Annotated in this window: 27 protein-coding genes; 22 read left to right on the top strand and 5 right to left on the bottom strand. The window is 49.9% G+C overall.

Annotation, left to right across the window (positions count from 1 at the left end; all coding sequences use genetic code 11):
* Window positions 1-151: 151 nt before the first annotated feature.
* A complete protein-coding gene (locus B2118_RS01515) occupies window positions 152-943 on the top strand; it encodes a type IV pilin protein (protein ID WP_428052727.1) in 792 nt (263 codons plus the stop codon).
* Window positions 944-997: 54 nt separating this feature from the next.
* On the opposite strand, the gene B2118_RS01510 is transcribed toward B2118_RS01515, so the two are convergent.
* From B2118_RS01510 to B2118_RS01495, 4 genes are all read right to left on the bottom strand, one after another.
* Window positions 998-2,710: a sigma-70 family RNA polymerase sigma factor gene (locus B2118_RS01510; RefSeq protein ID WP_428052725.1), complete on the bottom strand. Its 1,713-nt coding sequence runs from the start codon at window positions 2,708-2,710 to the stop codon at window positions 998-1,000.
* A gap of 7 nt (window positions 2,711-2,717) precedes the next feature.
* Entirely contained in the window at window positions 2,718-4,466 is a 1,749-nt protein-coding gene (gene dnaG / locus B2118_RS01505) for a DNA primase (RefSeq protein ID WP_428052723.1), read from the bottom strand.
* Window positions 4,467-4,556: 90 nt separating this feature from the next.
* Window positions 4,557-4,805 carry a 30S ribosomal protein S21 gene (rpsU, locus tag B2118_RS01500; protein ID WP_428038374.1) on the bottom strand — a complete coding sequence of 83 codons (249 nt, stop codon included), beginning with the start codon at window positions 4,803-4,805 and terminating at the stop codon, window positions 4,557-4,559.
* A 45-nt stretch (window positions 4,806-4,850) separates the two neighbouring features.
* A complete protein-coding gene (locus B2118_RS01495; protein WP_428037778.1) occupies window positions 4,851-5,186 on the bottom strand; it encodes a histidine triad nucleotide-binding protein in 336 nt (111 codons plus the stop codon).
* Window positions 5,187-5,262: 76 nt separating this feature from the next.
* Between B2118_RS01495 and B2118_RS01490 the strand changes: the two genes are divergently transcribed.
* The 4 genes from B2118_RS01490 to B2118_RS01475 all read left to right on the top strand — a co-directional run bounded on the left by B2118_RS01490 (window position 5,263) and on the right by B2118_RS01475 (window position 9,470).
* Window positions 5,263-5,730 (top strand): type IV pilin protein, encoded by a 468-nt coding sequence (locus B2118_RS01490; RefSeq protein WP_428052721.1) that lies wholly within the window; start codon window positions 5,263-5,265, stop codon window positions 5,728-5,730.
* A 113-nt stretch (window positions 5,731-5,843) separates the two neighbouring features.
* Entirely contained in the window at window positions 5,844-7,487 is a 1,644-nt protein-coding gene (locus B2118_RS01485) for an acyl-CoA dehydrogenase family protein (protein ID WP_428052719.1), read from the top strand.
* 7 nt (window positions 7,488-7,494) lie between these two features.
* Window positions 7,495-8,283: an electron transfer flavoprotein subunit beta/FixA family protein gene (locus B2118_RS01480; protein ID WP_177747937.1), complete on the top strand. Its 789-nt coding sequence runs from the start codon at window positions 7,495-7,497 to the stop codon at window positions 8,281-8,283.
* Entirely contained in the window at window positions 8,280-9,470 is a 1,191-nt protein-coding gene (locus B2118_RS01475; protein WP_428052717.1) for an FAD-binding protein, read from the top strand. Before B2118_RS01480 ends, B2118_RS01475 begins: the two co-directional genes overlap by 4 nt.
* A 68-nt stretch (window positions 9,471-9,538) precedes the next feature.
* Here the strand turns inward: B2118_RS01475 and B2118_RS01470 are convergent, their stop codons facing one another.
* On the bottom strand, window positions 9,539-9,784 hold the full coding sequence (locus tag B2118_RS01470; RefSeq protein ID WP_428052715.1) for a hypothetical protein: 246 nt from the start codon (window positions 9,782-9,784) through the stop codon (window positions 9,539-9,541).
* 710 nt (window positions 9,785-10,494) lie between these two features.
* On the opposite strand from B2118_RS01470, the gene B2118_RS01465 reads away from it, so the two are divergent.
* The 17 genes from B2118_RS01465 to ispD all read left to right on the top strand — a co-directional run.
* The gene (locus tag B2118_RS01465; protein ID WP_428052713.1) at window positions 10,495-12,204 is read left to right on the top strand and encodes a sensor histidine kinase; all 1,710 of its coding nucleotides are present in this window, start codon (window positions 10,495-10,497) and stop codon (window positions 12,202-12,204) included.
* The gene (locus tag B2118_RS01460; RefSeq protein ID WP_428052711.1) at window positions 12,201-12,914 is read left to right on the top strand and encodes a hypothetical protein; all 714 of its coding nucleotides are present in this window, start codon (window positions 12,201-12,203) and stop codon (window positions 12,912-12,914) included. Before B2118_RS01465 ends, B2118_RS01460 begins: the two co-directional genes overlap by 4 nt.
* A gap of 3 nt (window positions 12,915-12,917) precedes the next feature.
* On the top strand, window positions 12,918-13,511 hold the full coding sequence (locus B2118_RS01455; protein WP_428052709.1) for a 3'-5' exonuclease: 594 nt from the start codon (window positions 12,918-12,920) through the stop codon (window positions 13,509-13,511).
* A gap of 2 nt (window positions 13,512-13,513) precedes the next feature.
* Window positions 13,514-15,067, top strand: a complete 1,554-nt coding sequence (gene gpmI / locus B2118_RS01450; RefSeq protein WP_428052707.1) for a 2,3-bisphosphoglycerate-independent phosphoglycerate mutase — start codon at window positions 13,514-13,516, stop codon at window positions 15,065-15,067.
* A 128-nt stretch (window positions 15,068-15,195) separates the two neighbouring features.
* The gene (locus B2118_RS01445) at window positions 15,196-15,423 is read left to right on the top strand and encodes a DUF167 domain-containing protein (RefSeq protein ID WP_428052705.1); all 228 of its coding nucleotides are present in this window, start codon (window positions 15,196-15,198) and stop codon (window positions 15,421-15,423) included.
* 115 nt (window positions 15,424-15,538) lie between these two features.
* Window positions 15,539-15,859: a 30S ribosomal protein S6 gene (gene rpsF / locus B2118_RS01440; protein WP_428052703.1), complete on the top strand. Its 321-nt coding sequence runs from the start codon at window positions 15,539-15,541 to the stop codon at window positions 15,857-15,859.
* Window positions 15,860-15,866: 7 nt separating this feature from the next.
* Window positions 15,867-16,313: a single-stranded DNA-binding protein gene (locus B2118_RS01435; protein ID WP_428052701.1), complete on the top strand. Its 447-nt coding sequence runs from the start codon at window positions 15,867-15,869 to the stop codon at window positions 16,311-16,313.
* 24 nt (window positions 16,314-16,337) lie between these two features.
* Window positions 16,338-16,661: a 30S ribosomal protein S18 gene (gene rpsR, locus B2118_RS01430; RefSeq protein ID WP_428052699.1), complete on the top strand. Its 324-nt coding sequence runs from the start codon at window positions 16,338-16,340 to the stop codon at window positions 16,659-16,661.
* Between the two features lie 17 nt (window positions 16,662-16,678).
* On the top strand, window positions 16,679-17,191 hold the full coding sequence (gene rplI / locus B2118_RS01425) for a 50S ribosomal protein L9 (protein WP_428052697.1): 513 nt from the start codon (window positions 16,679-16,681) through the stop codon (window positions 17,189-17,191).
* A gap of 483 nt (window positions 17,192-17,674) precedes the next feature.
* Complete coding sequence (gene dnaB / locus B2118_RS01420) at window positions 17,675-19,093, top strand: replicative DNA helicase (RefSeq protein ID WP_428052695.1); 1,419 nt, start codon at window positions 17,675-17,677, stop codon at window positions 19,091-19,093.
* 5 nt (window positions 19,094-19,098) lie between these two features.
* Window positions 19,099-20,202 carry an alanine racemase gene (gene alr, locus B2118_RS01415; protein WP_428052693.1) on the top strand — a complete coding sequence of 368 codons (1,104 nt, stop codon included), beginning with the start codon at window positions 19,099-19,101 and terminating at the stop codon, window positions 20,200-20,202.
* Window positions 20,202-20,978: an MlaE family ABC transporter permease gene (locus B2118_RS01410; RefSeq protein WP_428052690.1), complete on the top strand. Its 777-nt coding sequence runs from the start codon at window positions 20,202-20,204 to the stop codon at window positions 20,976-20,978. The genes alr and B2118_RS01410 overlap by 1 nt, the downstream gene beginning before the upstream one ends.
* Window position 20,979: 1 nt before the next feature.
* Window positions 20,980-21,744 carry an ABC transporter ATP-binding protein gene (locus B2118_RS01405; protein ID WP_428052688.1) on the top strand — a complete coding sequence of 255 codons (765 nt, stop codon included), beginning with the start codon at window positions 20,980-20,982 and terminating at the stop codon, window positions 21,742-21,744.
* Window positions 21,745-21,770: 26 nt separating this feature from the next.
* The gene (locus B2118_RS01400; RefSeq protein ID WP_428052686.1) at window positions 21,771-23,066 is read left to right on the top strand and encodes an MlaD family protein; all 1,296 of its coding nucleotides are present in this window, start codon (window positions 21,771-21,773) and stop codon (window positions 23,064-23,066) included.
* Between the two features lie 3 nt (window positions 23,067-23,069).
* Entirely contained in the window at window positions 23,070-24,437 is a 1,368-nt protein-coding gene (gene radA, locus B2118_RS01395; RefSeq protein WP_428052684.1) for a DNA repair protein RadA, read from the top strand.
* 104 nt (window positions 24,438-24,541) lie between these two features.
* A complete protein-coding gene (locus tag B2118_RS01390; protein ID WP_428052682.1) occupies window positions 24,542-25,489 on the top strand; it encodes a PIN/TRAM domain-containing protein in 948 nt (315 codons plus the stop codon).
* 7 nt (window positions 25,490-25,496) lie between these two features.
* Window positions 25,497-26,250, top strand: a 754-nt coding sequence (gene ispD, locus B2118_RS01385; RefSeq protein WP_428052680.1) for a 2-C-methyl-D-erythritol 4-phosphate cytidylyltransferase, incomplete at its 3' end; no start/stop codon positions are given.

The raw sequence follows: 26,250 nt of genomic DNA, 5'->3' as shown, positions 1-26,250 counted from the left end.
TTTTGCTCAAATATAAAGGCCTAAACAAGGAGAAAAAATGAAAGGATTTAACAAAAATTGGAGTTTTTTACTGTCATCCCCGAAGGTTTTAGTCGGGGATCCGCTGTTATCAAAAAAGGAAACGACAGATTCCCGACTACAACACTCGGGAATGACAACAAAAACAACAGCAACTACAACGACAGATTCCGTAACCCTGCGGGCCGCCAATTCCTCGGGGGATGACTACAACTGCAACGACAGATCCCGTATAAAGACACTACGGGATGACGGCCTAACAACAAGTGGCCGTGCGGCAACCCCAAACAGACGTCATTCCGTAAGGTTTCTATATGGAATCTCGCCGTTTCGTAACAACAGATTCTGGACTACGACTTTCCAGAATGACGCCACTAGCATCAGTGGCCGCACGGCCACAGCAGGATTTACCCTTATTGAACTATTAGTCGTTGTCCTCATAATTGGCATTTTGGCATCGGTGGCAATGCCGCAATATAATAAGGCTGTGGAAAAAAGCCGCGCGACTCAGGCATTAGCCCTTTTAAAATCCTTATATGCCGCGCAGGAAGCCTATTATATGGCAAATGGCTCGTATGCTACGTCATTTGACGAGTTGGACATTAGCGTGCCGTGGACAGGTACGACTAAATGGTTTAATACAGCCACAGATACGCGCTCCAATGACAAATGGTCATTACAAATGTATGTAAATGGGGAAAATATGGCCATATATTTAGGGCGTATTTCGGGCGAATATAAGGGCGCAGGTTGGACGATGGCCTTAAAGGGTGATGTTTCTGGCGGTAATGGTATTTTGTTTTGTGGTGAGCGAAACAGTTTGGGTATTGCTTATACCAAAACAACCGGCAGTTATTGTACGCAGATTTTTGGCGGTACAAAAGTATATGAGGACACGGGCCTGCGAAGATACCGTTTACCATAAAAACAGCCCCGCGTAAATCAAAAAATGCGGGGCTGTGCTATGTGTTGCAAAAGATTATTCTTGGTAATCCTTTAACATTTTTGTACGGCTGGGGTGGCGCAGTTTGCGGATAGCCTTGGCTTCAATCTGGCGCACGCGTTCGCGCGTAACATTGAACATTTTACCCACTTCTTCCAAGGTGCGCGGGTAGCCGGAGTCAATCCCAAAGCGCAGGCTGATAATTTTGGCTTCGCGTTCCGAGAGCGTCGCCAACACATCGGCCACTTCTTGCTTGCGCAGAAAGTCCACCGCCGCGCTGGTGGGGTTTGGCCCGTTCTTATCTTCAATAAAGTCTTCCAAGTTGGAATCCTCGTCCTCGCCAATCGGAGTAGAAAGGGAAATCGGGTCCTGCATAATTTTGAGCACGCTTTTCACCTTTTCCACGGACAGGCGGAGTGTTTTGGAATAATCTTCCAAGGTGGGCTCGCGGCCGTGTTCTTGGCGGAATTTGTTGGTAACTTTGGTCAGTTTAGAAACCAATTCCTTCATATGCACGGGGATACGGATTGTATTGGCCTGGTCGGCAATGGCGCGGTTGATGCTCTGGCGGATCCACCAGGTGGCATAGGTGGAGAATTTAAAACCGCGTTTGTATTCAAATTTTTCTACGGCTTTCATTAAGCCCAAGCCGCCCTCTTGAATTAGGTCAGAGAGTTCCAAGTTGGAATTGACGTGCTTTTTGGCAATGGAAACCACCAAGCGCAGGTTGGCCTTGATGAGTTTTAACTTGTCCTGCAAAATCATATCTTCAAAGAAAACGATACGGTCATTAAAGGACAAAAATTCTTTTTCCGTCATCGGCAGCATATCCACCATTTGCGCGTGGCGGCGTTGGACGTCCTCAATATTCGCCAAGGCGCGTTCCAATTCCGGCAACGTAAATTTGGTGGCTTTTTTAAATTCTTTTTCCGTCATTTTGCCCGCTTTAAATTTGGTAACCAGTTTTTTGACGTCTTCGTATTTGCCGAAATAATCGTCAAAGCGCTGCATATCGTTGCGGGTTTCGGTCAAGCGGTCGGCCAAGTTTTTAATTTTGTTGGTCAAACGTTTGATTTTGTTTTGGTTCAAATTCAGTTTGGTAATGGTCGCCACAACTTCTTTTTGTTTGGCTTCCAATTTTTCAATGGCGTTGTTGCGCTTTTTGTCCGTCAGGTTGCCTTCGCGCAATTCCTTCATTAATTTGGTAATTTCCTGCTCGCGTTTGCCGATGAATTGCGCCGCATCTTTGAGTTTTTTGCGCATATTGTTCAGTTCGCGCGTGGTGCGTTTACCGCGGGGCATAAGTTCCTTGGTGGTCATTTCTTCTTGGTCCACCAATTCTTCCCAGTTGCAAATTTCGCGCATTGTGATGGGGGATTCCAACACCAGTTTGCGCAGTTCTTTTTCGCGTTCGCGGATGTTGCGCGCCAAGGTGATTTCCTCATCGCGCGACAAAAGCGGCACTTTACCCATTTCGGACAGATACATACGGATAGAGTTGGAAATATCCGGGCTGGCGGAGGACCAATCCTCGCTTAACGCCTCTTTGTCGGCGGCGGAGACGGATTTAAATTTCTTTTGGTCCACTACCTGAATACCCAAATCGTCCAGCGTACCCATTACGCCGTCAATGTCTTCCGCGCTCATATCCGACGCGGCGATAGAGCGGTTCAAATCTTCCAAAGATAAGAAGCCGCTTTCTTTGCCTTCTTCTACTAAATCTTTCAGCGCTTTATTTCCCGATGCCATAATTTCCTCAACTGCGATATTTTTTTAATTTGTTTTGCAATTCTATATATTTTTTAAAAACTTCCGGCGGTACATTTCCGGCGCCCAGTTGCTTCATTTGGCGGCGGACCTCTTGTAATTGTTTATGCAGACCGCTTTGCTGCAATTTGGCCGCACAGGCGGCAATGTCGCGCGCCGGGTCAAAATCTTCCGGCGTTTGTAACAGGGCCAACTTTACAAATTCACTCTTTTGCGCGGGGGCCAGTTTAGCCGCTTCCTGCGCCAAATCGGGCTCCTGCGGGTGTTCCATATGCGCCCGGACCAAGGTTTCAAACAGGTTCCAGGCGGCGGGGGTGGAAAAATCCTCCCGCGTGAGTTCGGAGCATAACACCAAATGCGCCGGACTCTTTAAAATCCAAGACAGCAAATCTTCTTCCGCCGGGGTGGCAATCGTGTTTTCCAACACCGTTTGCTGGCGGCGGAACCGCGGCGCCGGGGAATAAGACACCTCGCGCAAGCGTTCCATTACCAACTCTTCATCTACGCCCAAATGCTCAGCCACATATTTGGCCCACTCGCGCCGGACGATTTCATCCGGCTGTTTGGATATCGTTTCCGCCAATTCGGACACCAAGCGCGTTTTATCCTGCGCTTGGATAGGCTGCTCGCATTGTGAGAGGAGCAAATTGGTGTGAAACGCAATTAAATCTTGGGCGTTATTTAAAATTTCTTCAAATTTTTCCTTGCCGTATTGGGCAATGTATTCGTCCGGGTCCAGTCCGTCGGGCAGGGAGGCCACCTTTACAAAGAGCCCGCGCTCAATCAAAATAAGTCCGCCGCGTATGGCGGCCTTAATTCCAGCGGCGTCCGGGTCAAACAGGACGACTACCGTATCCGTATAGCGTTTTAACAGCCGGGCGTGTTCCTCGGTCAAACTGGTGCCCAAGGGAGCCACAGTATAACCCGCGCCTGCTTGGTGGCAGGCGATGACGTCCATATATCCTTCCAGCAGTACCGCGCGACCCGCTTTGCGGATTTCGGGGCCCGCAAAATTGAGCCCGTATAACACTTGGCTTTTGGTAAACAAAACCGTTTCGGGCGAATTTAAATATTTGGGTTCACCCTCGCCTAAAATACGTCCGCCGAAGCCCACCGTGTCGCCCCGTTGGTTGATAATAGGGAACATCAGGCGGCTGCGGTAATAGTCCCGTGGGCCATAGGCGGTTAAAACACAGAGCCCTGCGTCCTTTAAATCTTGGTCCGTAAACCCCGCGGCGCGTGCCTCCTTGGCTAGGGCGGTAGGGTCATTTTTGGCGAACCCCAGTTCAAACTTTTGACAGGTTTCCTTGGTTAAGTTGCGCTCTTTTACATACGCGCGCGCGAATTCGCCACCGGCCGACATCAAATTTTTATGATAGAACGTTTTGGCAAAATCTAATAACTTGCGCAAGGTGGCGCGGCGCATTTCTTCGCCCGTTAAAGGGCGCATAGGCTTGTATTCCAGTCCGGCCTGCGCGGCCAATTTTTCAAGCGCTTCGTTAAAGGATAAATTTTCAATCTTCATCAGAAAATCAAAAATATCTCCGCCCGCCTGGCAGCCGAAACAATAGAACAACCCCTTTTCGCTGTTGCAAGTGAAGGAAGGGGTCTTTTCTTTATGAAACGGACAGCAGGCTTTGTAGGTTTTACCCGAGCGTTTAAGGCCCGGAACGTATTGCCGGATAAATTCTACAATGTCCAATCTGTCCTTAATTTGTTCTGTGAGGTTATTATTCACGGTGCCGCCTGTTTTAGATTAAAGTTAAAGGCAAATAAGGCAATAGTCCGATACTTGCGTAAAGGACTATTGCCTGTGGTGTTACTTTAATTAAAAACGTCTGCGTTTGGTGCGGCGGGCGCGGCGTTGGGCTTCCTGCGATTTGATTTTTCTCTTCACGCTCGGAGGCATATACGTTTCGCGTCTTTTGATTTCTTTCAAAATGCCGTTCTTTTCGCATTCTCTTTTGAAGCGTTTCAAGGCTTCTTCAAGATGTTCGGCATCTCTCACTTTTACGAAAACCATTACTTTTTCACCACCTTCTACGGTTAATAGACAAAAATAAAAACGGTATTTTATACCTTATGTATATTATACCTTATTTTTCTTAAATTTTACGTTTTTTTAACCCGCGGGCCACAAAAAACGTCTTCCGGCCATTAAGTGGAAGTGCAAATGGTCCACACTTTGCCCTGCCCCTTTGCCGTTATTGGTTACCAGGCGAAAGTCCTTTAAATCAAACTGTTTGGCCAGTTTTTTGGCAACCAGCAAAATCTTGCCCAGCAGAAGTGCGTCTTTCTCGTCCGCTTCCGACAGGCGCGCAATATGCTTGCGCGGAATAATCAAAAGATGGGTCGGCGCTTGGGGGTTTAAATCCTTAAACGCCACGACGTCGTCATCTTCGTAAATCAGTTGGCTTTTAATGGAACCGTCGGCAATGCCGCAAAAAATACAATTCATATTCTTATTATACATATAAAAGGCTTGTTTAAACAGGGACTTTTTTATTAGAATAAGCTATCTTTGCGAGGTGCTTATGAAAACAAACGGTTTTACCTTAATTGAACTTTTAGTAGTGGTACTGATTATCGGAATTTTGGCGGCGGTGGCTATGCCGCAATACGAACGGGCGGTGGAAAAGTCCCGCGTGTCCGAAGCGGTGGCCCGCACGCGCGCTATTTGGACGGCCCAACAGGCTTATTTAATGTCTAACGGCAATTATGCCACGGATCTGGCGGATTTGGATTTGACCTTTACCGGTACTCCTACTAATGCGGGCGGAACCCCGTCGCTGAATACAAAGGATTTTTCCTGCCGTGCGGTAAACGCGGGTGCCACGGCGGATAACGCTTTTGGTATTGGCGTGTGCCGCCGCAACGGCAAACCGTATGCCATTTATTATGCCCGCGGAGATGAGCAATTAGCCTGCTATTATGATAATGACGAGGGCGAAAAGTGGTGTCAAATTTTTACCGGAAAAACCGAAGCCCCCTATTATTTTTAACAGGTGTTTAAAAAAACCCCGGTTTTGACCGGGGATTTTTTATGCCCGAAAAATGCGCAGGAACTCAAAAATTGGTATCATATACCTATATTGTATTTTGGAGAAACCCAAATATGGCAAAAAACGACCTGACAACCAGAAACCTGATGTTAGACAGTTTGAAGCAATATGCTAAAAACCGGATTTCCTTTAATCTGATCCGGGAGCATGACGCCAAAAACGAAATTCCGTTAGACATTTTGAAAGAGATGTACGACCACGATGTGCTGGGCGTGCATCTTTTGCTTATTCCCGAAGAATACGGCGGGCTCGGCGGGCAAACCACCGAAATCTACCGCGTGTGCGAACAGTTAGCCCGCATTGACTTGGGCATCGCCACGGGCGTATTCGCCACCTTCCTGGGCAGCGACCCGATTAACGTCGGCGGTACCCCGGAACAAAAAGCCAAATGGTTCAAAAAAATCGCGCAGGAAAATAAACTGGTGGCCTACGGCGCTACCGAAGCCGATGCCGGCTCCGACCTTGTTTCCTTGCGTACCCGCGCCGAGCACGTCATTAAAGACGGCAAAGTGGTGGGCTATAAAATTACCGGCAGCAAGATGTGGATTTCCAACGGCGGTGTGGCCGATATTTACACGGTTCTCGCGTTGGCTCCGGGCGGTCCGAGTTGGTTTATCGTAGAAAGAGGCACCCCGGGTTTTACCCAGGACGTGCACGAAGACAAGCACGGTATCCGCTTGTCCAACACGGCGGGCTTGGCGTTTGACGACGTCTATGTGCCGGCTGAAAATTTAATCGGTCTGAAAGAAGGCCAAGGCTTCCTGCAAGCGCAGGCCGTATTCGGCTATACGCGCTTAATGGTAGCGGCGTTTGGTTTGGGCGGCGGCGAAGAAGCCGTAGAAACGGCCTTGCAGTATGCCCAGCAGCGCATCCAGGCGGGCGGCCCGTTGGCCCAGAAGCAGGGTTTTATGCTGAAACTCATCACCCCGCACTACGTTCGCTTTGAAGCCGCGCGCGCTTATATTGACTGGACGGCCAAACAGTTGGAAGTAAACAACCACGGTTTAGCCACCGAGGGCGCTATTGCCAAATTGTATGCCACCGAATCGGGCAACAAGGCGGCCGAAGATTCTATCCAGGCTATGGGCGGCTTCGGCTACACCAAAGAATTTGCGGTAGAAAAAATCAAACGCGACGTAAAGATTACCTGCATTTACGAAGGCACCAGCGAAGTGTTGGAAATGACGATTTTCCGCGGACGCTGGCAGGAACATTTAAAGAGCCGCGGCCAATATTATTTGAACCAGGCCGCCGAGTTTGACGCTATCCACGCGCAGAACCCCAATGTGGGCGCCGACAGCGTGGCCTTGGGTTTTAGAGCGTTGGCCCGCGTGCTGGACGATTGCCGTATGAACAAACTTACGCGCCACCAGTATGTAACCTTTATGTTGGGCGACCTGATTAGCGAAATGGAAGTAGCCGCCGTGTTTACGCGCCAATGCGCCAACAAGGTAGTAACCGAAGGCAGCCGCTTTGATATCAACACGCTTAGCACTATGGCCCGCGTAAACGCCCGCCAGAGCGCGTTCAAAACCGCTACGGACGGTATGCGCCTTATCTTGGGCACTTGCCCGGCGCACAACGCGGCTGAACTCAGCCAAGCCGTCAACTTGGTGGGCATTGAAGAAAAAATGCTTGGCCTGATTGACGATATGGACGTAGTGTCCGCTAAACTCAGAGAAGTTTTCAAAAAATAGGATACTTATGAATATCATTGTTTGCATTAAACAAGTTCCCGATTCCACCCAAGTAAAGGTGGACCCGAAGACCGGTACGCTCATCCGTGCGGGCGTTCCCAGCATTTTAAATCCGTACGACCACTACGCTTTGGAAAAAGCCTTGGCCATTAAAGCCAAAACGGGCGCCAAAGTAACCGTGCTTTCTATGGGCCCCCAACAAGCCACGGCGGTATTGCGCTTGGCCCTTGCCCTGGGCGCGGACGAAGGCGTTTTGTTGTCCAGCCGTGCGTTTGCCGGGTCGGACACTTGGGCGACCTCTTATGCGCTCGCTATGGCGGTGCGCCATATCGGCCAGTACGATTTGATTCTCTGCGGCCAAATGGCTATTGACGGTGATACCGCCCAAACGGGCCCCGGCATTGCCTTCCATTTGGGCATCCCGCAAATTACGTTCTGCGAAAGTATTGACGCCAGCGGCAACCAAATTGTTGTTAAAAAACTCATTGAGGGCGGCCACCAAATTTTGGAAGCCGACCTGCCGGCCTTGGTTACGATGACGATGCCGCACGACTATGTGGCGAAATATCCTTCCTTTATGGCCGCGCACAAAGCGCAGGATAAAGTGATTCACGTTTGGACGGAAAAAGACGTAAACGCCGACCCGCACAAATTGGGCTTGGAAGGCTCTCCGACCCGCGTGGACCGCATCTTCCCGCCGCCTGCCAGACAGAAAGGCGAAATGTTCTCCGGCTCCGCCGTGGAACTTGCCGATAAGTTTGTAGAGATTTTGAAAAAGGAGAGTGTAATCAAATGATTCAAATTTCGGAAAAATGCGTAGGCTGCGGCAAATGCGTAGCCACCTGCCCTTTTGGGGCGCTCTCCTTGGTAAACCGCAAAGCGGTGGCCAACAACGCCTGCACGATGTGCGGCGCGTGCGTAAGCGCCTGCCCGGTGAAGGCCTTGTCCTTGCCGGCGACGGGTGCCGCCAAGAAAGACCTTTCCGCCTACAAGGGCGTATGGGTATTTATTGAAATTTCCGATGACGGACATAACCAAAAGGTCCGCCCCGTGGGCTTTGAACTGTTGTCCAAGGGCCGCGAATTGGCGAACCAGTTGGGCGAAGAACTTTGTGCCGTAGTCATTGGCGATAGTGTGGAAAAATACTTTGCCGAACTTTCCCAGTACGGCACGGATAAAATCTACGCGGTCAGCAGCCCGGCGTATCACAACTACAACACCGCGGCGTATGCCAACGCTATGGTTACGCTGATTAAAAAGTATAACCCCAGTGTGGTGCTCTATCCGTCCACCTATATTGGGCGCGATTTGTCCCCGCGTATTTCGTCTGAACTGTTTGTCGGTTTGACGGCGGATTGCACGGGCCTTTCCATTAAGGAAGGCAACTTGATTCAAACCCGCCCCGCGTTCGGCGGCAACATTATGGCCGACATTAAATGCCCGGACTATCGTCCGCAAATGTCCACCGTTCGCCCCAACGTGTTCAAAAAGGTTGTTACCACCCCCGGCAAAATGGCCCAAGTGGTAAACGAAGCCATTGCCCTGCCCGCCGATGCGGCCAAAGTGCGCATTATCAATACGCATATGGACCCGCCCGCCGCAGGTATGAAACTGGACGAAGCCGAAGTGGTTATCGCCGGTGGCCGCGGTATGAAGAACCAAGCGGGTTTTGACCTCTTGGAAAACTTGGCCAACGAATTGGGCGGCACGGTAGGTGCTTCCCGCGCGGCGATTGACTTGGGTCTCAAACCCAAAGACCAGCAAATCGGCCAGAGCGGCGTAACGGTTTCCGCCAAATTGTATGTAGCGTGCGGTATTTCCGGCGCGGTACAGCATATTGTGGGTATGGAACACAGCGACGTGATTATCGGTATCAATAAAGACGCCAACGCGCCGATTTTCAACGTCTGCAAATACGGGTTCGTCGGCGATGCGCACCAAATCTTGCCGCGCATTGTGGAAGAACTCAAAAAAACCAAATAACGGTTTTTAAGGAACATAAAACGCCCCCGGTTCTGTATGGAACCGGGGGCGTTTTATATATAGGAAATTTAATAATACACCGCGTAGGAAATACTGCCTGGAGTAGGCGGAGGGGGAATCCCCAGTTTGCGTTTGCGCTGGGTTTCCTTGTGTTGCTCTTTAAGGAGTTGGCGCGTTTGCATATCCACATAGGCGGCTTCTTCTGCGTTTAAATAGATCACGCTTTCCTGCACACGCACGGGAATAGCATCTTCCGGCAGGGGGGTAAGTTCTCTCTTCATAAAAGCGGCCCAAGATAAAAGTTTCTTTGTCATATGTATAGGATAGGTTTTTAGGCGTGTTTCTGCCAGGGTCAAAGGGCCCGCCGCCCGGGATAAAAAGGGCCTAGGTGCTATTGGGCCTTTTGGACCTGCTTTTGGCGGTCAGCACTTCTTTGCAGGCCGCCAGTTCAGACCGACGCCCTTGCTTTGTTGTGTTGTAGTGCTGTCATCCCCGAGGAATTGGCGGCCCGCAGGGTTCGGGGATCTGTTTTTATTAAAAAAGGAAAACGACAGATTCCCGATTACAACACTCGGGAATGACCACCACAATAATAACGACAGTTCCCGTAACCCTGCGGGCCACCAGACACTATGGGATGCCGGCTTAACAACAAGTCTCCGCACGGCAAGTGCTTTTGTCAAAAGGTGGGTTGTTATGTTCCTTATTTGTCTGTTTGCAACGGTAAATACTCCGTCAAATAATTATGCTACGGGTCTTGGTAATCCCTGTTGTACAAGGAAATATACCTGCTACCAATACTCCGTGGTATAGTTGTTCTTATTATAGAGATACTTCGGATGGTAACTGTGTTACGAGGGCCTCATCAAGTTGCAGACATATTTTTACATATAACATAATGTCCTGCCAAAAAATAGATTAATTTACCCGCCCCGGGCGCTAAACCCGGGGCGTAACTTTCCGCTGTGTAACAAAAATTCCCGTTTGCGCCCCCCGAATTGATATAATCTAAATAAGGTGGATTATGTCTTTATTTTCTAAACTTTTCAAATTGTTCCTGGCCGTGGTGCTTATGCCGCTTATCCCTATGGTGCTGCTGCTAGCATACTATCAGGTACATTTGAAGAACAATATTTTGGAAACTCACGCCAATTTGGCGCAAATTGTGTCCTCGTCTATGAACCAACACATAGAGGACCTTACTTGGCGTTTGTCCTTTGCGCAAAATATTACGTCCACCCTTACCGCGCATAAAAATCCTACCCGCCAGTTGCGGGAAGCATTAGGGGCCAACCCTGACTTTTTGATTTTAGCCGTACTGGATTCGTCCGGCAAGGAGTTATACCGCGCGGGCGATACCCAAATTTTAAAGCAACTGCCGCCCATTAACTTATCGGGCGACGCTTCCTTGCCTGAACTGGCCAAGGATAGACGCTTGTCCGTCAGCAGTTTTGACGTAATGGACGGCCGCCCCATTAGCGAGTTTATCTATCCGCTTTCCAACGGAGACTTTTTATATGGGATAATGAGTTTCTTTGGTCTCCTTTCGCGCATACAGGAACAGCGTATCGGCCAAACGGGGCGCATTTATATTGTGGACCAAAACGGCTCCGTCTATGCCAACGATTACCAATACAAGCCCGCCTTTGATGCCGAAGCGTTAAAAAATGCCTTTTCGTCCAAAAGCCGCTTGATTAAAAAGTTAAACACGCCGCAGGAAACGTACGTCGGGGCCTTTGCGCCTACGCCCATTTTGGGGGCGTATGCCACCGTGCTCCAATTAAAGAGCGAGGCCTACCGCAGTATTTATTACACCAATATTATTATTGCACTGTTTTTGTTGTCCATTGCTACCTTGGCCTATTTCGGCGCGCTTACGTTTGCGGAACGCTTGGGCGAGCCGATTGGCGCGCTTTCGCAGGCGGCCAAAGAGGTCAGCGCGGGGAATTTTGACGAAAAAATAGACGAGGAAATCGGCTGGGGGGAATTTAAGCATTTGATTGCTTCCTTTAACAAAATGACCGCCGATTTGAAGGATTACCAAGTGTTGCAACTCCAAGCCCAAGTAAGCGAAATGAAGGAGCAGGTCTTCCGCGCCGTCGCGCACGACTTGCGCGCCCCTTTACTCGGCTTACAGGGGTACTTATACATTTTGCAAAGCGGCAAAGTGTCCAAGGACGAGGAAAAACAATACTTGGAATTAATGAGCCAAGCCGCCAAGAATTTATCCTCTTTGTTGGAAGATGTGCTGGATGTTTCGCGCGTGCAGGCAGGGATGATGATGCCCAAAAAGGAAAGCGTGGCTTTGCCGGAAATTGTCAAAAACGTTACCGATACGTTAGCCCCCGCCGCGCAGGAAAAGGGGCTTACGCTGACTGCCGATATTGCGGTGGACCGTTTGCCCGCTGACCCGAAACTTTTACAGCGGGTGATTATGAATTTGGTTTCCAACGCAATTAAATTTACCGATAAGGGTTTTGTCCGGGTGCGTGCGTGGCAGGACGAAAAAGGGTATTATTTATCGGTGGCGGATAGCGGGATAGGCATTAGCGAACACGATTTAAAGGGACTTTTTCAAAAATATCATCAAGTCCATACGGACCGCCAAGGCTACGGCTTGGGGCTGTTTATCAGCCGCCAAATTATGCAGGCGCACGGCGGAACCTTGGACGTAACTTCTAAACCGGGTGAGGGCAGCGTGTTTACGCTCTCTATCCCCAAGGAGCAGAAATGATTGTTTTTTGGCGCTTATTTTTAACCTTCTTTTTGACGGATTTCGTTTTCTTTCATAAAACGATTAACCAGCTTGAAAAAGAAAACTGGCTCAAAGCCGCGGGCTTGCACAGCGTGGTGTTTTTGTTTTGGGCGTATTTGCTTTGCTATGGCTATTTAACAATGCCTTGGCCGTTTTTAGAACTCTTCCATTTGCCCGGCTGGATGTGCATTTTGCTGTGTTGTGCGTTCCACGTGTTTTCAGACCGTTTCTTCCAGTTTGGCGGCAAAATGCGCCACGGCTATGTATTGACCTTTTTTACCAAGATTTTTGCCAACCTGCTCTTTTTGTTCTTGTGCGTGCCGTTTAGAGTCTTGTACGAAACGGGCAATTTCTTTGCCGAATCGTGGGTAATCTTTTTGGTCGGTTTGGTAACCGCCACCCGCGTGGTAGGCTGGTTTATCTTTTCTATTGAGCAGGACCGCTACGGGCGGGATTATCCTACCTTTGACGAGCGGTGGCTGCTGATGATGGTCCGCGCGATTTTCTTTTTGATTATGCTCCTGCCCGGCTGGCGGTGGATGGTGTTGCTGCTGGTGTGGTACGGGGCGTGCGTGTATGCACGCAAAATCCGCTTAATGGACGTGTCCCACGCGGCTTTTTATATAGGTGTGTTCGGGGCGCTGGTAGCGGGATTTTTGGTACGGATGAGATTTTATTTAGTGTGGTGAGGTATGGAACTTTCTAAAATTAAATTTGCTTGCTTGGATACGGAAACGACCGGATTGTCGCCGGACGACGGCGGAAAAATTTGTGAACTGGCGGTTTCCGTGTCGCAGGGCGGGCGCCCGGTGGAGGAATTTTCCACCTTGTTAAACCCCGGTATGCCGATGCACCCGGACGTGATTGCCATACACGGCATTACGAACGAAATGGTGGCTAACGCTCCTAAATTTGCCGATATTCTGCCCAAACTTTTGGGGTTGTTGGACGATTGCGTTATCGTGGCGCACAATGCCGATTTTGACGTAAACTTTTTACGCAGTGAGTTTGCCCAATGCGGGATGCGCTTTCCGCCCTATCCCGTGATTGATACGCTAAAACTGGCGCGTAAGAGCGGCAAATTTGCCAAGAACAACTTGGGTTGTATCGCCGCCGATTTGGGGATTAACTGCGCGGGCTGGCACCGCGCGATGGCTGATACCAAAATGGCCGAACAAATTTTTTATTACTTTTTAACCGAACTGAACAAGCACGGCGTTTCTACGCTGGAACAGTTGAGTTCGTTCCAACAAAAGCGTTGGAAAGATTTAATTAAGGAGAATTAAGTATGGAAAAAGTAGTTTTAATCATCCGCGACGGCTGGGGCGATGCCAAAGCCGGTCCGCACAATGCCGTAACCAATGCCAAAACGCCGAATATGACGAAATATTTGGCCGAATATCCGCATACGCAAATTGAAGCCTCCGGCGAACAAGTGGGTTTGCCCGCGGGCTATATGGGCTCGTCCGAAGTCGGCCACCTCAATATGGGCGCGGGCCGTATTGTGGTACAGGAACTCAAACGCTTGAAGGACACCATTGAGGACGGCTCTTTGTTTAAATCCGCCCCGTTTGCCGCCTGCATTGATAACTGCCTCAAAAACCATAAACCGCTGCACCTTATGGGCCTCGTGCAGGATGAAGGCGTACACGCCCACCAGGACCATTTGCACGCCATTATGAAATATGCTGCCGAAAAGGGCATTAAGGACGTATATATCCATTTCTTTGCCGACGGCCGCGATACGCCGCCGCAAAGTTCTATCGGTTTTATCCGCACGCTGGAAGAAAAAATTAAAGAATACGGCGTGGGCAAGATTGCCACTATCCAGGGCCGCTACTACGCAATGGACCGCGGCGAAGATTGGAGCCTGACCGATAAAGCCTATAACTTAATTGTCCACGCCCAAGGCTTGCACGGCAATACCGCCGAAGAAGTGGTGGAAAACGATTACAAAACGATGAAGACCCCGACCAATACGCCGATGGTGGACGAATATATCCCGCCGACCGTGTTGGGCGATTATAAGGGGATGGAACCCGGTTCCAGCGTGATTTTCTTTAACTTCCGCCAAGACCGCGCCATCCAACTGACCCGTGCGTTTATTGACGACAATTACCCGGGCCACCGCGGCGAACGCGTGCCCTGCGTGTATTGCGGCTTGACCAAATATTACGATGCCTTCCCGTTCAACGCCTTGCCTTCTATGACGGACGGTGGCGGTATGGACCACTTGCTCGGGCAGGTTATTTCCGATGCGGGCTTGAAGCAGTTGCGCTTGGCTGAAACGCAGAAATTCAAACACGTTACGTCCTTCTTTAACGGCAAACAGATTAAACCGTACGCCGGAGAGGATCGCATTGAAATTAAAGGCCGCTTTGACCCCGCCACCTTTGCCGAACACCCGGAAATGGAAGCGTATATCGTCAAGGACGAAGCCCTCAAACAAATCGCTACCGGCAAGTATGACTTTATCGTCATCAACTTTGCTAACTGCGATATGGTTGGACACACGGGCAAATTTGAATCCGTGGTAAAGGCCGTAGAAGTGGTGGATGAGTGCACCGGGCTTGTAACCGAGGACGCCTTGAAGCACGGTTACACGGTGTTTATCACCGCCGACCACGGAAACGCCGAAGAAATGTGGGACGATAAAATCAATATGCCCAAAACTGCGCATACCACCAACTTGGTGGATTTTGTGTATGTCAGCAAAGACCACAAGAACGCCAAAATGGCCGCCACGGGCAACCTAGGCGACATTGCGGTAACGGTGTTGGACGTTATGGGCCTTAAAAAGCCGGCTGATATGACAGCCAAGAGTTTAATCGCCAGCAAATAATAAAACGCCGATTGTAAAAATCACTTTTGCGGTTGTTTGATAAAAGAACACGCCGCAAAAGTGATTTTTTATGCCCACTCGGTGGAAAATTTGGGCGATATCCGGCGCAAAAAAAGTAAAATAGAAATATGGAAAGTTATATTAAGGTAAAAGTGCACGCGGGGGAAAAAAAGAATAAACTCGTCCAAAAGGCCCCCGATACCTTTGAACTGTGGGTAAAAGCGCCAGCCGAACAGGGCCGCGCCAACGAGGCCGTGCGCACCCTGCTGGCGGAATATCTTAATTTGCCCGAAAACAAACTTTCCCTTATCAAAGGCGCCACCTCTCCCGCCAAAATTTTCTTAAAACGCGGCTAAATTGGCTATATAAATTCCTCTAATTTTGTTATAATATCCATAGAGCAAATTCTCTGGGGCCGTAAGCCCTTGGTGTTTTTTGACTCTGCAAAACGCAAAAAAGAATAATTGGTATATGAAAACTTACGAAAGCGTAATTATTGTTAAACCCCAACTCTCCGACGGAGAAGTGGGCGAATTCGTGGTTAAGGCCAAAGACCTCATCACGAAAAACGGTGGAGAAGTAACCAGCGAAGAAAGATTGGGCAGAAGAAAATTCACCCACGAAGTAAACCACGTTCGCGATGGTTTCTACCTCTACTTAAAGTTCAAAGCCGAACCGAAATTTGTAAAAGTTTTTGAAGAAGCCTTGAAACTTAACGAAAAAGTCCTTCGCTCTATGACGATGTGCGCCGTAGAAGTGAAGGTAAAACCGGCTCCTGCCGTTGCAAAATAAGGTCGCTATGCCAGCACAAATCAAATTACCGGAACAAAACGTTGTATTTCTAGTCGGACGGTTAACACGTGATCCTAACGTGGCTTTTACGCAGAAAGGTCAGGCAGTGTGCCGTTGTGACATTGCGGTCAACCGCAGATATTTGGATACTGCCACAAACGAGTGGAAAGATGACACCGTGTTCGTTCCCGTAGTGGTTTGGGGTGCTGCCGCCGAACGGTGTAAAGACCGGGTGAAAAAAGGGACCCCCATTTCCGTGGAAGGCCGCCTCACCAGCAGCGAATACACCGACAAAACTACTGGCCAAACCCGCAGAAGTTTGCAGGTAACGGCCCGTAGAATCCAAATACTGGAAAATAACGCCGCCGGCGGTTATCACACCTCTGATGCTGCTCCGGCCGCTAAGGACGACGTCCCCACTACCGACGTAATGGAAGACGACGTACCCTTTTAACAAGGAACCAAAGAGAGATAACAAATGTCCGAAGAAATTAAAAACACGCAAGCCCCCGCCGCGGCCAACGCCGCTGCTCCGGCCGCCCGCCCCGAAAGACCGGCGCGTCCGTTTATGGGCAAAAAGCGCTTTGAAAGCAGAAGAAAAGTCTGCAAAGTCTGCGCTGAAAAAATTGAAAATGTGGATTACAAGAACTTTCAGTTCGTAAAGTCCTTTACTATGGAAAGCGGTAAAATCCTTTCCAGAAGAATTACCGGCACCTGCGCTAAACACCAGCGCCAGATCACCAAGGCTATCAAACGCGATCGCAACTTGGCTATCTTGCCGTATTCTTTGCCCAAGAAATAAGCCGGAGGACGCAAGAAATGAAAGTTATTTTGAAACAGAACGTAAAAAATTTGGGTATGATGGGCACCATCGTTGATGTAAAGCCCGGCTATGCCCGCAATTTCTTGGTGCCGCACCGCTTGGCCGAAATCGCCACGGAAGGCGCTATTAAGAATTGGCAGTTGGGCGCCGAAAGACGTGCCAAACGCATTGAAGCGGAACTTGCCGAAGCCCGCGCCATCGCCGAAAAATTGGCCGGTGTCGTGCTTCCGTTCACCAAAACCGTCAACAGCGACGGCGTGGTGTTCGGTTCCGTAAACAAAGCCGATATCTTTAAAGCCTTGAACGCCTTGGGCCACAACATCGCCAAAGACGCCATTGAACTCAATATGCCGATTAAGGCTTTGGGTGAAACCGAAGTGGGCATTTATTTGAAACCCACCGTTACCGCGGTTATCAAGGTACAAATTAACCCCTTGACCACGGTGGAAGAAAAAGTAGCCGACGCCAAACCGGAAGCCAAAGCCGAACCGGTGGCCGAAGCCAAATAACTCCCAACCTAATTGCGTTTTGTATGACCCCCGCCCCGCGCGGGGGTTTTTGTTGTTATTATCCCTAACGAGGTCATTCTGAACTTGTTTCAGAATCTATCTTATGGGTTGTTAAAAACAACAGAAAAAACTAACAACGCAATCGGTAGATCCTGAACCCTATTAATGGACCCCGTACAGAAACCTTACGGGGTGCCGCCTAGCGGTAAGGGCGGCAATTCAGGATAACTTTTATTTTTATAATGGCTTTGTTTTTTATTGTTGCCGTTTCGTTTGTTTGCGACACTACAAAAACAATGTGGCTTCACTAATCAAAAGGGCGCGGACAAGTGGCGGCCTGCAAGGTAAGGCATTTTGGGTTACAAATTGCCTAATTAACCCTGGTTTGGGTGGCATTAAAAGGGCCTAAATTGCTACAATGATAGAAAGCACCGTTTACCACCCGGTAAACGGGTGGCCCCATTTTTTAGTTGTAGAGGACTTATGGCAAGCAATTTACTGGAAGAAAAAATCCCACCGCAGGCAATAGATGCGGAAATGGCCGTCTTGGGCTCAATGCTCCTAGACGCCGAGGCCGTAACCGATGCGTTGGAAATTTTAAAACCCGAACATTTTTATAAGGAATCCCACCAAAAGATTTTTGCCGCTATGAAGAATCTGGCGGACCGTGGCCAAGCGATTGATATTATCACGCTTAGCGAGGAACTCAAAAAAAATAACCTCTTGGCGCAGTTGGGGGGGGAAGTCTATTTAACGCAACTGGTGGATAAGGTTTCCACCGCCGCGCATATCAAGCACTATGCGGAAATTGTCTATAAAAAATATGTCGTGCGCGATTTAATCCGCACGGCTACATCGCTTGTCCAACGCTGCTATAAGGAAGAGGACGACGACCCGCAGGTGCTGATTGATTCCGCCGCCGACCAAATTTATAAATTAAGCCAAAAGCAGAAACTTACCGGGTTTGTGTCTTCCAAGGATTTAGCCCCCGAAGTAATTGAAATCTTGGAAAAGGCTGTGCGCAACAAAAACGCTATCCAGGGTGTGCCTACGGGATTAGACGAATTTGACCGCAAAACGGGCGGACTTAGAAAGTCCGACCTGATTATTTTGGGCGCGCGCCCCAGCCAAGGTAAAACGGCCTTGGCGCTGAACATTGCGCACCACGCTTGCGTGGAGTGTGGGTTCCCGGTGGCGTTCTTTTCGCTGGAAATGGGGCGGCACATTATTTTTGAACGTATGCTCGGCGCGGCTGCGATGGTGGAAATTTACAAATTGCGCACCGGGTACTACGAGCAAAGCAAATGGTCCGATTTGACGCGCGAACTGGGCCGCTTGGCCTCCGCGCCAATGTATATTGACGATACGTCCGGCATTTCCATTACCGAACTGCGTATGCGCGCGCGCCGCTTGGCGACCGACCTTAAAAAGCAGGGCAAGGAATTGGGCCTGATTGTAATTGACTACTTGCAGTTAATCCGCGGCGGCGAACGCCGTACCGAAAGCAGACAGCAGGAAGTGTCCGAAATTTCCCGTATGCTTAAAGATTTGGCCCGTACCTTAAATGTGCCCGTGCTGGCTCTTTCGCAGTTGAGCCGTAAAAACGAGGACAAGAGCCGCCAAGACAATAAACCGCAGTTGTCCGACTTGCGCGAATCAGGCTCTATTGAACAGGACGCCGACGTAGTAGCCCTTATCCACCGCGAAGCGTACTATAAACGCGACGACGAAACCCTCAAAAACAAGGCCACGCTGATTATTGCCAAACAGCGTAACGGCCCGGTGGGGGATATTGATTTGGCCTTCTTCGGCGAATACGCCTTGTTTACCAACCCTGCGCCCGAACATATGGAAAACGCGCAGGATATGGGCGGAAATACCACAATGGCAATTCCGGAGTAATGTATATGATGCCTATTTTAAGACCGACTATTGCCGAAGTAGATTTAAAGAAACTGGCCCGCAATATGCGCAAGGTGCACGAGCAGGCCGGCGTGGGGGTACGCGTTTTGACCGTTTTAAAGGCCAACGCCTATGGTCACGGAGCGGTGCCCTTGGGCCTATTTTTGGAAAAAAACAAACTAAGCGACTTTTTTGGCGCGGCCTCGGTGGAGGAAGCGTTGCAGTTGCGCCAAGTGGGCGTAACGCTTCCTATTTTGGTATTGGGCAGTATTTACCCGTTTGAAGCGTTTGAGTATGCCATTAAAAACAATATTGCCATAACCATTGCCAGTTTGGACGCGGCCAAGGCCGTGTGCGAAATTGCCGAAAAACTGGGCAAAAAGGCCCTCTGCCACGTCAAGCAGGATACGGGTATGGGGCGTATCGGCACGCGCCGCGGCGGGGTGTTTAACGTCATTGAATATTTGGATAAGAACCCGCACGTCATTTTGGACGGACTCTTTACGCACCTTTCCAGTGTGGAAACAGACCCGGCTTATACCGAGGAGCAAATCGGCTACTATCGCGACACGCTAACCAATGTACATTTAAAGGGTATTCATATCAATTATTGCCACGTGGCGGCTTCCGCGGCCATTACCGCGCGGCCCGATGTGCATTACGATATGGTCCGCACGGGCCACAGCGCTCTGGGGTTAGAACCCGGGTTTGAACCGATTTTGTCTTTAAAAACCCGTGTGGTGTATGTAAAGGACGTACCTGCCGGGGCGAGCATTAGTTACAACCGCAGTTTTATTGCGCCGTCCGCAATGAAGGTGGCCACTTTACCCTTAGGGTATGGGGACGGCTATTTGCGGGCGCTTTCCAATAAGGCCGAGGTGCTTATTAACGGCAAACGCTGCCGGGTATTGGGCAATATCACAATGGATATGCTGATGGTGGATATTACGAACGCCGGGCCCGTGAAGGTGGGCGACGAAGCGGTGGCCGTAGGCCGACAAGGCGACGAAGAAATTACTTACGCGGAACTGGCCGAAAAGGCGGGCACGATTGATTATGAACTGTGCACTCTTTTGATGCCCCGCGTACCGAGGATTTACAAAGAATAATGTTTACGCTTATCGGTAAATATATGTCCAACCTGTTCGGTCAAGTGGGCGGAGCCGCCCAAATGGTCCGTTCGTCTTTGTTCTGGCTGACCCACTCCCGTTTTGAGTTTGGACAGGCGGTGGAGCAGAGCGTAACGATTGGCGTGGAATCCTTGGGCGTAACGGCGCTTACCAGTTTGTTTACGGGTATGGTGCTGGCGTTGCAAGCGGGGAATACGATTGACAATATCTTTGGCGAACCTATTTTTGTAGGCACGATTGTTACGTTTTCGCTTATCCGCGAATTGGGCCCGGTGCTGACGGCGGTTGTCGTTTCCGGCCGTGCGGGGGCCGCGGTAACGGCGCAAATCGGCACAATGGCGGTAACCGAGCAGATTGACGCACTCTACACCTTGGGTACGAACCCTATCCGCTATTTGGTTATCCCGCGGATGTTCGGCTTTTTATTTACGATGCCGGTTTTAACGCTTTTTTCCAATTTGTTCGGCGTCTTGGGCGGCTACTTGGTGGCGGTCTATGCGCTGGGCGTGGCCGGAGAGGTATATATAACGGATATTACCTCGTTTATGGGCGTGCGGGATTTTATGCACGGGTTTATTAAATCGTTCGTGTTTGCCTTTATGGTGGCGACGGTCTGCTGCTACAAGGGCGTCAGCACGCGCGGCGGTGCCGAGGGCGTGGGTAAAGCCACTACCGGGGCCGTGGTTACCACGATTGTACTTATTTTGGTGTTGGATTATTTTTTAACCGCCATTTTAACGGCGTTCGGGGTTTAATATGATTGAAATTAAAGATTTGCAAAAAAGTTTCGGCCCCAAACAGGTGTTAAAGGATGTAAACCTCAAAATTGAAGAGGGCAAAACCACTTGCATTTTGGGCGGTTCCGGTTCGGGGAAAAGCACATTAATTAAATGCCTTATCGGGTTGGAAGAAGCCACGGGCGGGCATATTTGGGTGGACGGAAAGGATATTACTAAAATCCACAGCGAAATTAAACTGGCCGCCATCCGCCGCAAATTTGGCTATTTATTCCAAGAGGGCGCCTTGTTTGACTCTATGAGCGTAGGCGAAAACGTTACGTTCGGGCTTAAATATTTAACCGAGGTGCCGGAAAGCGAATACCCCAAGGTAATTAAAGAAAAATTGGCCTTGGTGGGGTTAAAGGAAGATGTAGCCAAGTTGAACCCCAGCGAACTGTCCGGCGGGATGAAGAAGCGCGTTTCGCTGGCGCGGGTACTGGCGGTGGAGCCGAAAGTGATTTTATATGACGAGCCCACCACAGGCTTGGACCCGATAATGTCCGACATTATCAGCGATTTGATTATCGGCTTAAAGGCCAAACTGGGGGTAACCTCGGTAGTTATTACGCACGATATGCGCTCGGCCTTTAAAATTGCCGATTATATTGCGTTCTTATACGAGGGACGTATTTTGATGTACGGCACGCCGGAGGAATTTAGAAAAACGGATAACCCGTATGTAAAACAATTTGTGGAAGGCAGCAGCCAAGGGCCTATCCAAATGCAGTTGTTAAAGGCGTAGTTTTATTTTACTTAAAAGGATGAACAATGAAACCAGAAACTAAATTGGGGATATTTACCGTATTAGGTCTTTTTATTTTCGGCTTTTCGCTCTATTTTTTAGGTGGACTGTCCGTTACCAAGACCCACGACATTAACATTACGTTTGCGGACGTGTCCGGCCTGGCCGTACAGGCCCCGGTCAAACTCGCGGGCGTAGAGGTGGGTAAGGTTAAAAAAATCAAAATTGAAAACGGGCAAGTGGTGGTTGTGGCCTCCATTAATGACGGGGTGGAACTGCACCGCGGGGCGGAGTTCAGCGTGGCGATGACGGGCATTATCGGCTCTAAATATTTAAAGGCCGTGCAAGGGCCGCTTTCGGCCCCCTTTATCCAGCCGGGCGAATACGTCCCCGGGCTTAACGAACAGCCGATGGACGTGATGATTTCGCAAACGATGTCCAGCATTAAGGAATTTGTGGACAGCGTAAATAACCAAGGCGAATTTGGCGCCAAACTCAACCAAACGATGAACGACGTGCGCCAATTATCGGCCAATTTGAACCAATTAGTAGCCCAAATGCGCCCGTATTTAACAAATTCCGTAGAAAATTTGGACGTGGCTTCCGAACGCTTGAAGGAGGTCTTGGCTAAGGCCGATTCCTTGATGAACAGTTTGGAAAAAGGCGAGGGCGTCATCGGCAGTTTGATTAAAGACCCCGAAATGAAGAAGGACGTAAAAGACAGCGTAAAGGATTTAAAGGAAACAATGGGCGAGGTAAAAACCTTTGTGGGCAAGATGAGCCGTTTCCGCGTGTATTGGGATTACGACTTCTTCTATATGCCGGGCCCGGGCCAGGCCACCAGCGACCTTGCGCTTGAAATCTTCCCGTCCAGCGGTTATACGTTCTACCGCGTGGGTATGGCCAACATCGGCAACGAGGATGACAAACTCAAAGACGGCGACTATTTGGAAAAGAACAAGTTTGACGTCCGCTTCGGCCTGTATAACAAATGGGCGACCGTTTCCGCCGGTTTAATCCGTGGCGGCGGCGGGGTGGCGCTTGAATTAAAGCCGTTCTATGACGACAAATTTTTAAGCCGCTTTACCGTCGGCGGGGAATTTTATGATTGGGGCCGCGACCGCGTAATTAACGGGCGCCGCTTCAATAAACCCAATTTGACGTACGGCTTGGATTTCCGTGTGAACCGCTATTTCTCCGTGGGCGCGTGGATGCGCGACGCGATGGAAACCAACGAGTTCGCGCTTAAAGCCAACTTGTCGTTTAACGACCAGGATATTTCCTCTTTCTTTGGTATGGCGGCTGCGGCCGGGGCCAGATAAAGTATGAAATTTAAAACGGTTTTCGTCTGCCAAAAGTGTGGTTATGAATCCCCAAAATGGGCGGGTAAATGCCCGGAGTGCGGGGAGTGGAACACCTTGGTAGAAGAGGTTAAACAGCAGGAAAGCAAAAAAGCCTCGCAGCGCACGCGCAGTTTTACCGATTTCTCTTCCGAAATTGTAAAACTGGCGGACAGCAAGGCCGTTAAAGAACCGCGCATAGAAACCCACATCAGCGAGTTTGACCGCTTGCTGGGCGGAGGCCTCGTCAAAGGGCAGTTGACCCTTTTGGCTGGGGCGCCCGGTATCGGCAAATCTACGCTAATGTTGCAGGTGGCGGCGGAACTTTCCAAAACGTTAAAGGTGCTGTATATTTCGGGTGAGGAGAGTATCGGCCAGATTTCGGGCCGTGCCCAACGCTTGAAGGTAAACGGCGACAATATTTTCCTGTTGTGCGAAACGGACATCCAAAAAATCGTGGAGTCCGTGGAGCAGGTAAACCCCGAAGTGCTGATTTTGGACTCTATCCAAACGGTTTACCACCCGGAATTTACGTCCTCCGCCGGTACGGTAGCGCAGGTGCGCGAGTGTACCAGCGAATTGGTGCGCTTGTGCAAACCCAAGGGCATTATTACCTTTGTGTTGGGCCACGTTACCAAGGACGGCGAACTGGCGGGACCGAAGATTTTGGAGCATATGGTGGATTGCGTGCTCTATTTTGATACGGAAAAGGATAACGTCCTGCGCCTCTTGCGCCCGCACAAAAACCGCTTTGGTTCCACCGGGGAAATCGGCCTGTTTAAAATGACGGGGCACGGATTGGAATCGGTGGAAAACGCCAGCGAATATTTTGCCCAAACCTCGCGCGACAGCGCAATGAAGGGGCGTGCGTATTCCTTGGCGTTGGAAGGTTCTCGGCCGATTTTGACCGAGGTGCAAGCCTTGGTGTCGCCTACGCGCTATCCGTTCCCGCGCCGGGTGGCGACGGGAGTGGATTTAAACCGCTGTTTGATGCTGTTTGCCGCGCTGGAAAAGCATATTGGCCTATCGTTAGACAACAAGGACATCTTTGTCAGTTTGGCGGGCGGCGTAAAATTGAAGGACCCGGCCTTGGATTTAGCCGTTTGCGCGGCGGTCATCAGTTCGTGCAAGGAAATTCCAATTGCGCCGGATTGTGTGTTTATGGCCGAGGTGGGCATTTTGGGACAGGTAGCCAAGGTGCCGCTGATTGACCGCAGGCTGGAAGAAGCCCAGCGGTTAGGCTTTAAGAAAGGTTTCGCGGCGGCGGTAACCAAGGGCGAAAAGCAAAAATTAAGCGCAATGACCCTGGTGGAACTGGCTGATTTGAACGCATTAGCGCTTAAATTGCGCTAGTCCGGTGGTGCGCCGTCAAAGAAACACTGTAAAAGTAGCCTGCAAAGTGCTAGAATATAACTAGTCTTATCCGGGGACGGGTTCCCCTATTTTTTGGAGGGCATATGCCTATTTGGATTTTTCGTATTTCCACGTTGGTAGCATTTCCGTTTCTAACGTATAACTTTATTGATAAAGAGTGGATGAGCCTGCTCGCGGGTCTTTTATGCGGTGCGCTCGTCGTGGCGGGCGAAGTGTTGTTTAAACGCTTGCGCCTTATTAAAATTATGATTGCCTGCTCCGGCTTTTTGCTGGGGTATATGTTGTTTGTGCTGTTTGACTACGGGATGAACAACTTTGCCAACGGCGATGTAATGGCTTTTTGGAACCAATACCACCGCTCCTTTGAAATCGGCCTGCTGATTTTTGGCGTGCTGGCCAGTTTGTTTAAGTCGCGCGACTTGGAAGGCCTCTCTTATAAAGGCCACCACTTAAAAGTGGCCGATGTTACCGCGCTTATGGACGGGCGCATTGTGGATTTGTGCGAAATTAATTTCCTCTCCGGCGTGATTGTACTGCCGGTGTTTGTGCTGGACGCATTAAACAAAATGGTGTCTTCCAAGGACCCGTTGGAACGGGCCAAAGGCCGCCGCGGTTTGGACGTGGCCACCCGCTTGCAGGAACTGTCGGAAATTTCCGTGCGCATTACGAACAAAACCCCCAAGGCGGACACCTTGGAGGAACGCGTCGTAAAATTGGCTAAAAGTTTAGATGCCGAAGTGGTAACGCTTGATTTTAATGTAAATAAAATTGCCGCGCTTTACAATGTAATTGCGCTTAATATTGCGGACTTGGCTACCGCCTTAAAACCGGTGGTGCTGCCCGGGGAAAGTATGTCTCTGTTTATTATGAAGGACGGTAAAGAAAAAGAACAGGGCATCGGCTACCTGGACGACGGCACAATGGTCGTGGTGGAAGACGGCCGCAAACATATCGGCAAACGTACGGAAGTGGCGGTGTATTCCATTTTGCAAACCTCTTCCGGCCGGATGATTTTTGCCAAAGTTAAATAAGGTTTTTATGTCTGAACAGACGGGCTTTTCGTCAGCGGTGATTGTAGCGGGGGGAAGCGGCACACGTATGGGCCGCCCCAAGCAAATGTTGCCGCTTGGCGGAAAGCCCGTACTTGTCCGCACGGTAGAAGCGTTTTTAAATACGCCGGAAATAAAAGAAATTGTGGTGGTTACGCCGCCCGAAAACCGCGCAGAACTGGAAAAACGCTTTCCCCATATTATTTTTGCAGACCCCGGTAAAACGCGGCTGTTGTCCGTAAAAAACGGTTTTTTAAAGACGTCTGCTACTGCCCAATTAGTGGCCGTGCACGACGGCGCCCGCCCACTGGTGGAGCCCGTGCATATCAGCGCTTGCTTGCAGGCCGCGCAGAAATATGGGGCTGCTGTATTAGCCGTGCCCGTTAAGGATACGGTAAAGGTTTGCAAGGACGGCTTTGTGCAAAACACGCTGGACCGTTCTGTCCTGTGGGCCGCGCAAACGCCCCAATGCTACCGCCGCTCTATTTTGGCGGAAGCGTTGGAAAAATTCGGGCAAGAGGAAGGTGCAACGGATGAATCCCAACTGGTGGAAAAATTGGGGATAAAAGTGCGCGTGGTGCCGTCTTCCTACAAAAACAACAAAATTACCACGCCGGAAGATTTAGTATTTGCGGAGGCTCTCTTGGAAAATTCTGTTATTTACCGCACGGGTTTCGGGTTTGATTTGCACCGCCTGGAACCGGGCCGCAAGTTGTTTATCGGCGGGGCGGAAATCCCGCACA

This window comes from Candidatus Avelusimicrobium stercoris (assembly GCF_002437085.1).
Lineage (GTDB): Bacteria > Elusimicrobiota > Elusimicrobia > Elusimicrobiales > Elusimicrobiaceae > Avelusimicrobium > Avelusimicrobium stercoris.
The sequence above is the reverse complement of the archived record's forward strand: the minus strand, read 5'-3'. Positions and strand labels throughout refer to the sequence as shown.

Coding starts and splice junctions, on each gene's coding strand:
- B2118_RS01515 (WP_428052727.1), top strand. CDS start 152: ATGACAACAAAAACAACAGCAACTACAACGACAGATTCCGTAACCCTG.
- B2118_RS01510 (WP_428052725.1), bottom strand. CDS start 2,710: ATGGCATCGGGAAATAAAGCGCTGAAAGATTTAGTAGAAGAAGGCAAA.
- B2118_RS01495 (WP_428037778.1), bottom strand. CDS start 5,186: ATGAATTGTATTTTTTGCGGCATTGCCGACGGTTCCATTAAAAGCCAA.
- B2118_RS01490 (WP_428052721.1), top strand. CDS start 5,263: ATGAAAACAAACGGTTTTACCTTAATTGAACTTTTAGTAGTGGTACTG.
- B2118_RS01485 (WP_428052719.1), top strand. CDS start 5,844: ATGGCAAAAAACGACCTGACAACCAGAAACCTGATGTTAGACAGTTTG.
- B2118_RS01480 (WP_177747937.1), top strand. CDS start 7,495: ATGAATATCATTGTTTGCATTAAACAAGTTCCCGATTCCACCCAAGTA.
- B2118_RS01475 (WP_428052717.1), top strand. CDS start 8,280: ATGATTCAAATTTCGGAAAAATGCGTAGGCTGCGGCAAATGCGTAGCC.
- B2118_RS01470 (WP_428052715.1), bottom strand. CDS start 9,784: ATGACAAAGAAACTTTTATCTTGGGCCGCTTTTATGAAGAGAGAACTT.
- B2118_RS01465 (WP_428052713.1), top strand. CDS start 10,495: ATGTCTTTATTTTCTAAACTTTTCAAATTGTTCCTGGCCGTGGTGCTT.
- B2118_RS01460 (WP_428052711.1), top strand. CDS start 12,201: ATGATTGTTTTTTGGCGCTTATTTTTAACCTTCTTTTTGACGGATTTC.
- B2118_RS01455 (WP_428052709.1), top strand. CDS start 12,918: ATGGAACTTTCTAAAATTAAATTTGCTTGCTTGGATACGGAAACGACC.
- gpmI (WP_428052707.1), top strand. CDS start 13,514: ATGGAAAAAGTAGTTTTAATCATCCGCGACGGCTGGGGCGATGCCAAA.
- B2118_RS01445 (WP_428052705.1), top strand. CDS start 15,196: ATGGAAAGTTATATTAAGGTAAAAGTGCACGCGGGGGAAAAAAAGAAT.
- rpsF (WP_428052703.1), top strand. CDS start 15,539: ATGAAAACTTACGAAAGCGTAATTATTGTTAAACCCCAACTCTCCGAC.
- B2118_RS01435 (WP_428052701.1), top strand. CDS start 15,867: ATGCCAGCACAAATCAAATTACCGGAACAAAACGTTGTATTTCTAGTC.
- rpsR (WP_428052699.1), top strand. CDS start 16,338: ATGTCCGAAGAAATTAAAAACACGCAAGCCCCCGCCGCGGCCAACGCC.
- rplI (WP_428052697.1), top strand. CDS start 16,679: ATGAAAGTTATTTTGAAACAGAACGTAAAAAATTTGGGTATGATGGGC.
- dnaB (WP_428052695.1), top strand. CDS start 17,675: ATGGCAAGCAATTTACTGGAAGAAAAAATCCCACCGCAGGCAATAGAT.
- alr (WP_428052693.1), top strand. CDS start 19,099: ATGATGCCTATTTTAAGACCGACTATTGCCGAAGTAGATTTAAAGAAA.
- B2118_RS01410 (WP_428052690.1), top strand. CDS start 20,202: ATGTTTACGCTTATCGGTAAATATATGTCCAACCTGTTCGGTCAAGTG.
- B2118_RS01405 (WP_428052688.1), top strand. CDS start 20,980: ATGATTGAAATTAAAGATTTGCAAAAAAGTTTCGGCCCCAAACAGGTG.
- B2118_RS01400 (WP_428052686.1), top strand. CDS start 21,771: ATGAAACCAGAAACTAAATTGGGGATATTTACCGTATTAGGTCTTTTT.
- radA (WP_428052684.1), top strand. CDS start 23,070: ATGAAATTTAAAACGGTTTTCGTCTGCCAAAAGTGTGGTTATGAATCC.
- B2118_RS01390 (WP_428052682.1), top strand. CDS start 24,542: ATGCCTATTTGGATTTTTCGTATTTCCACGTTGGTAGCATTTCCGTTT.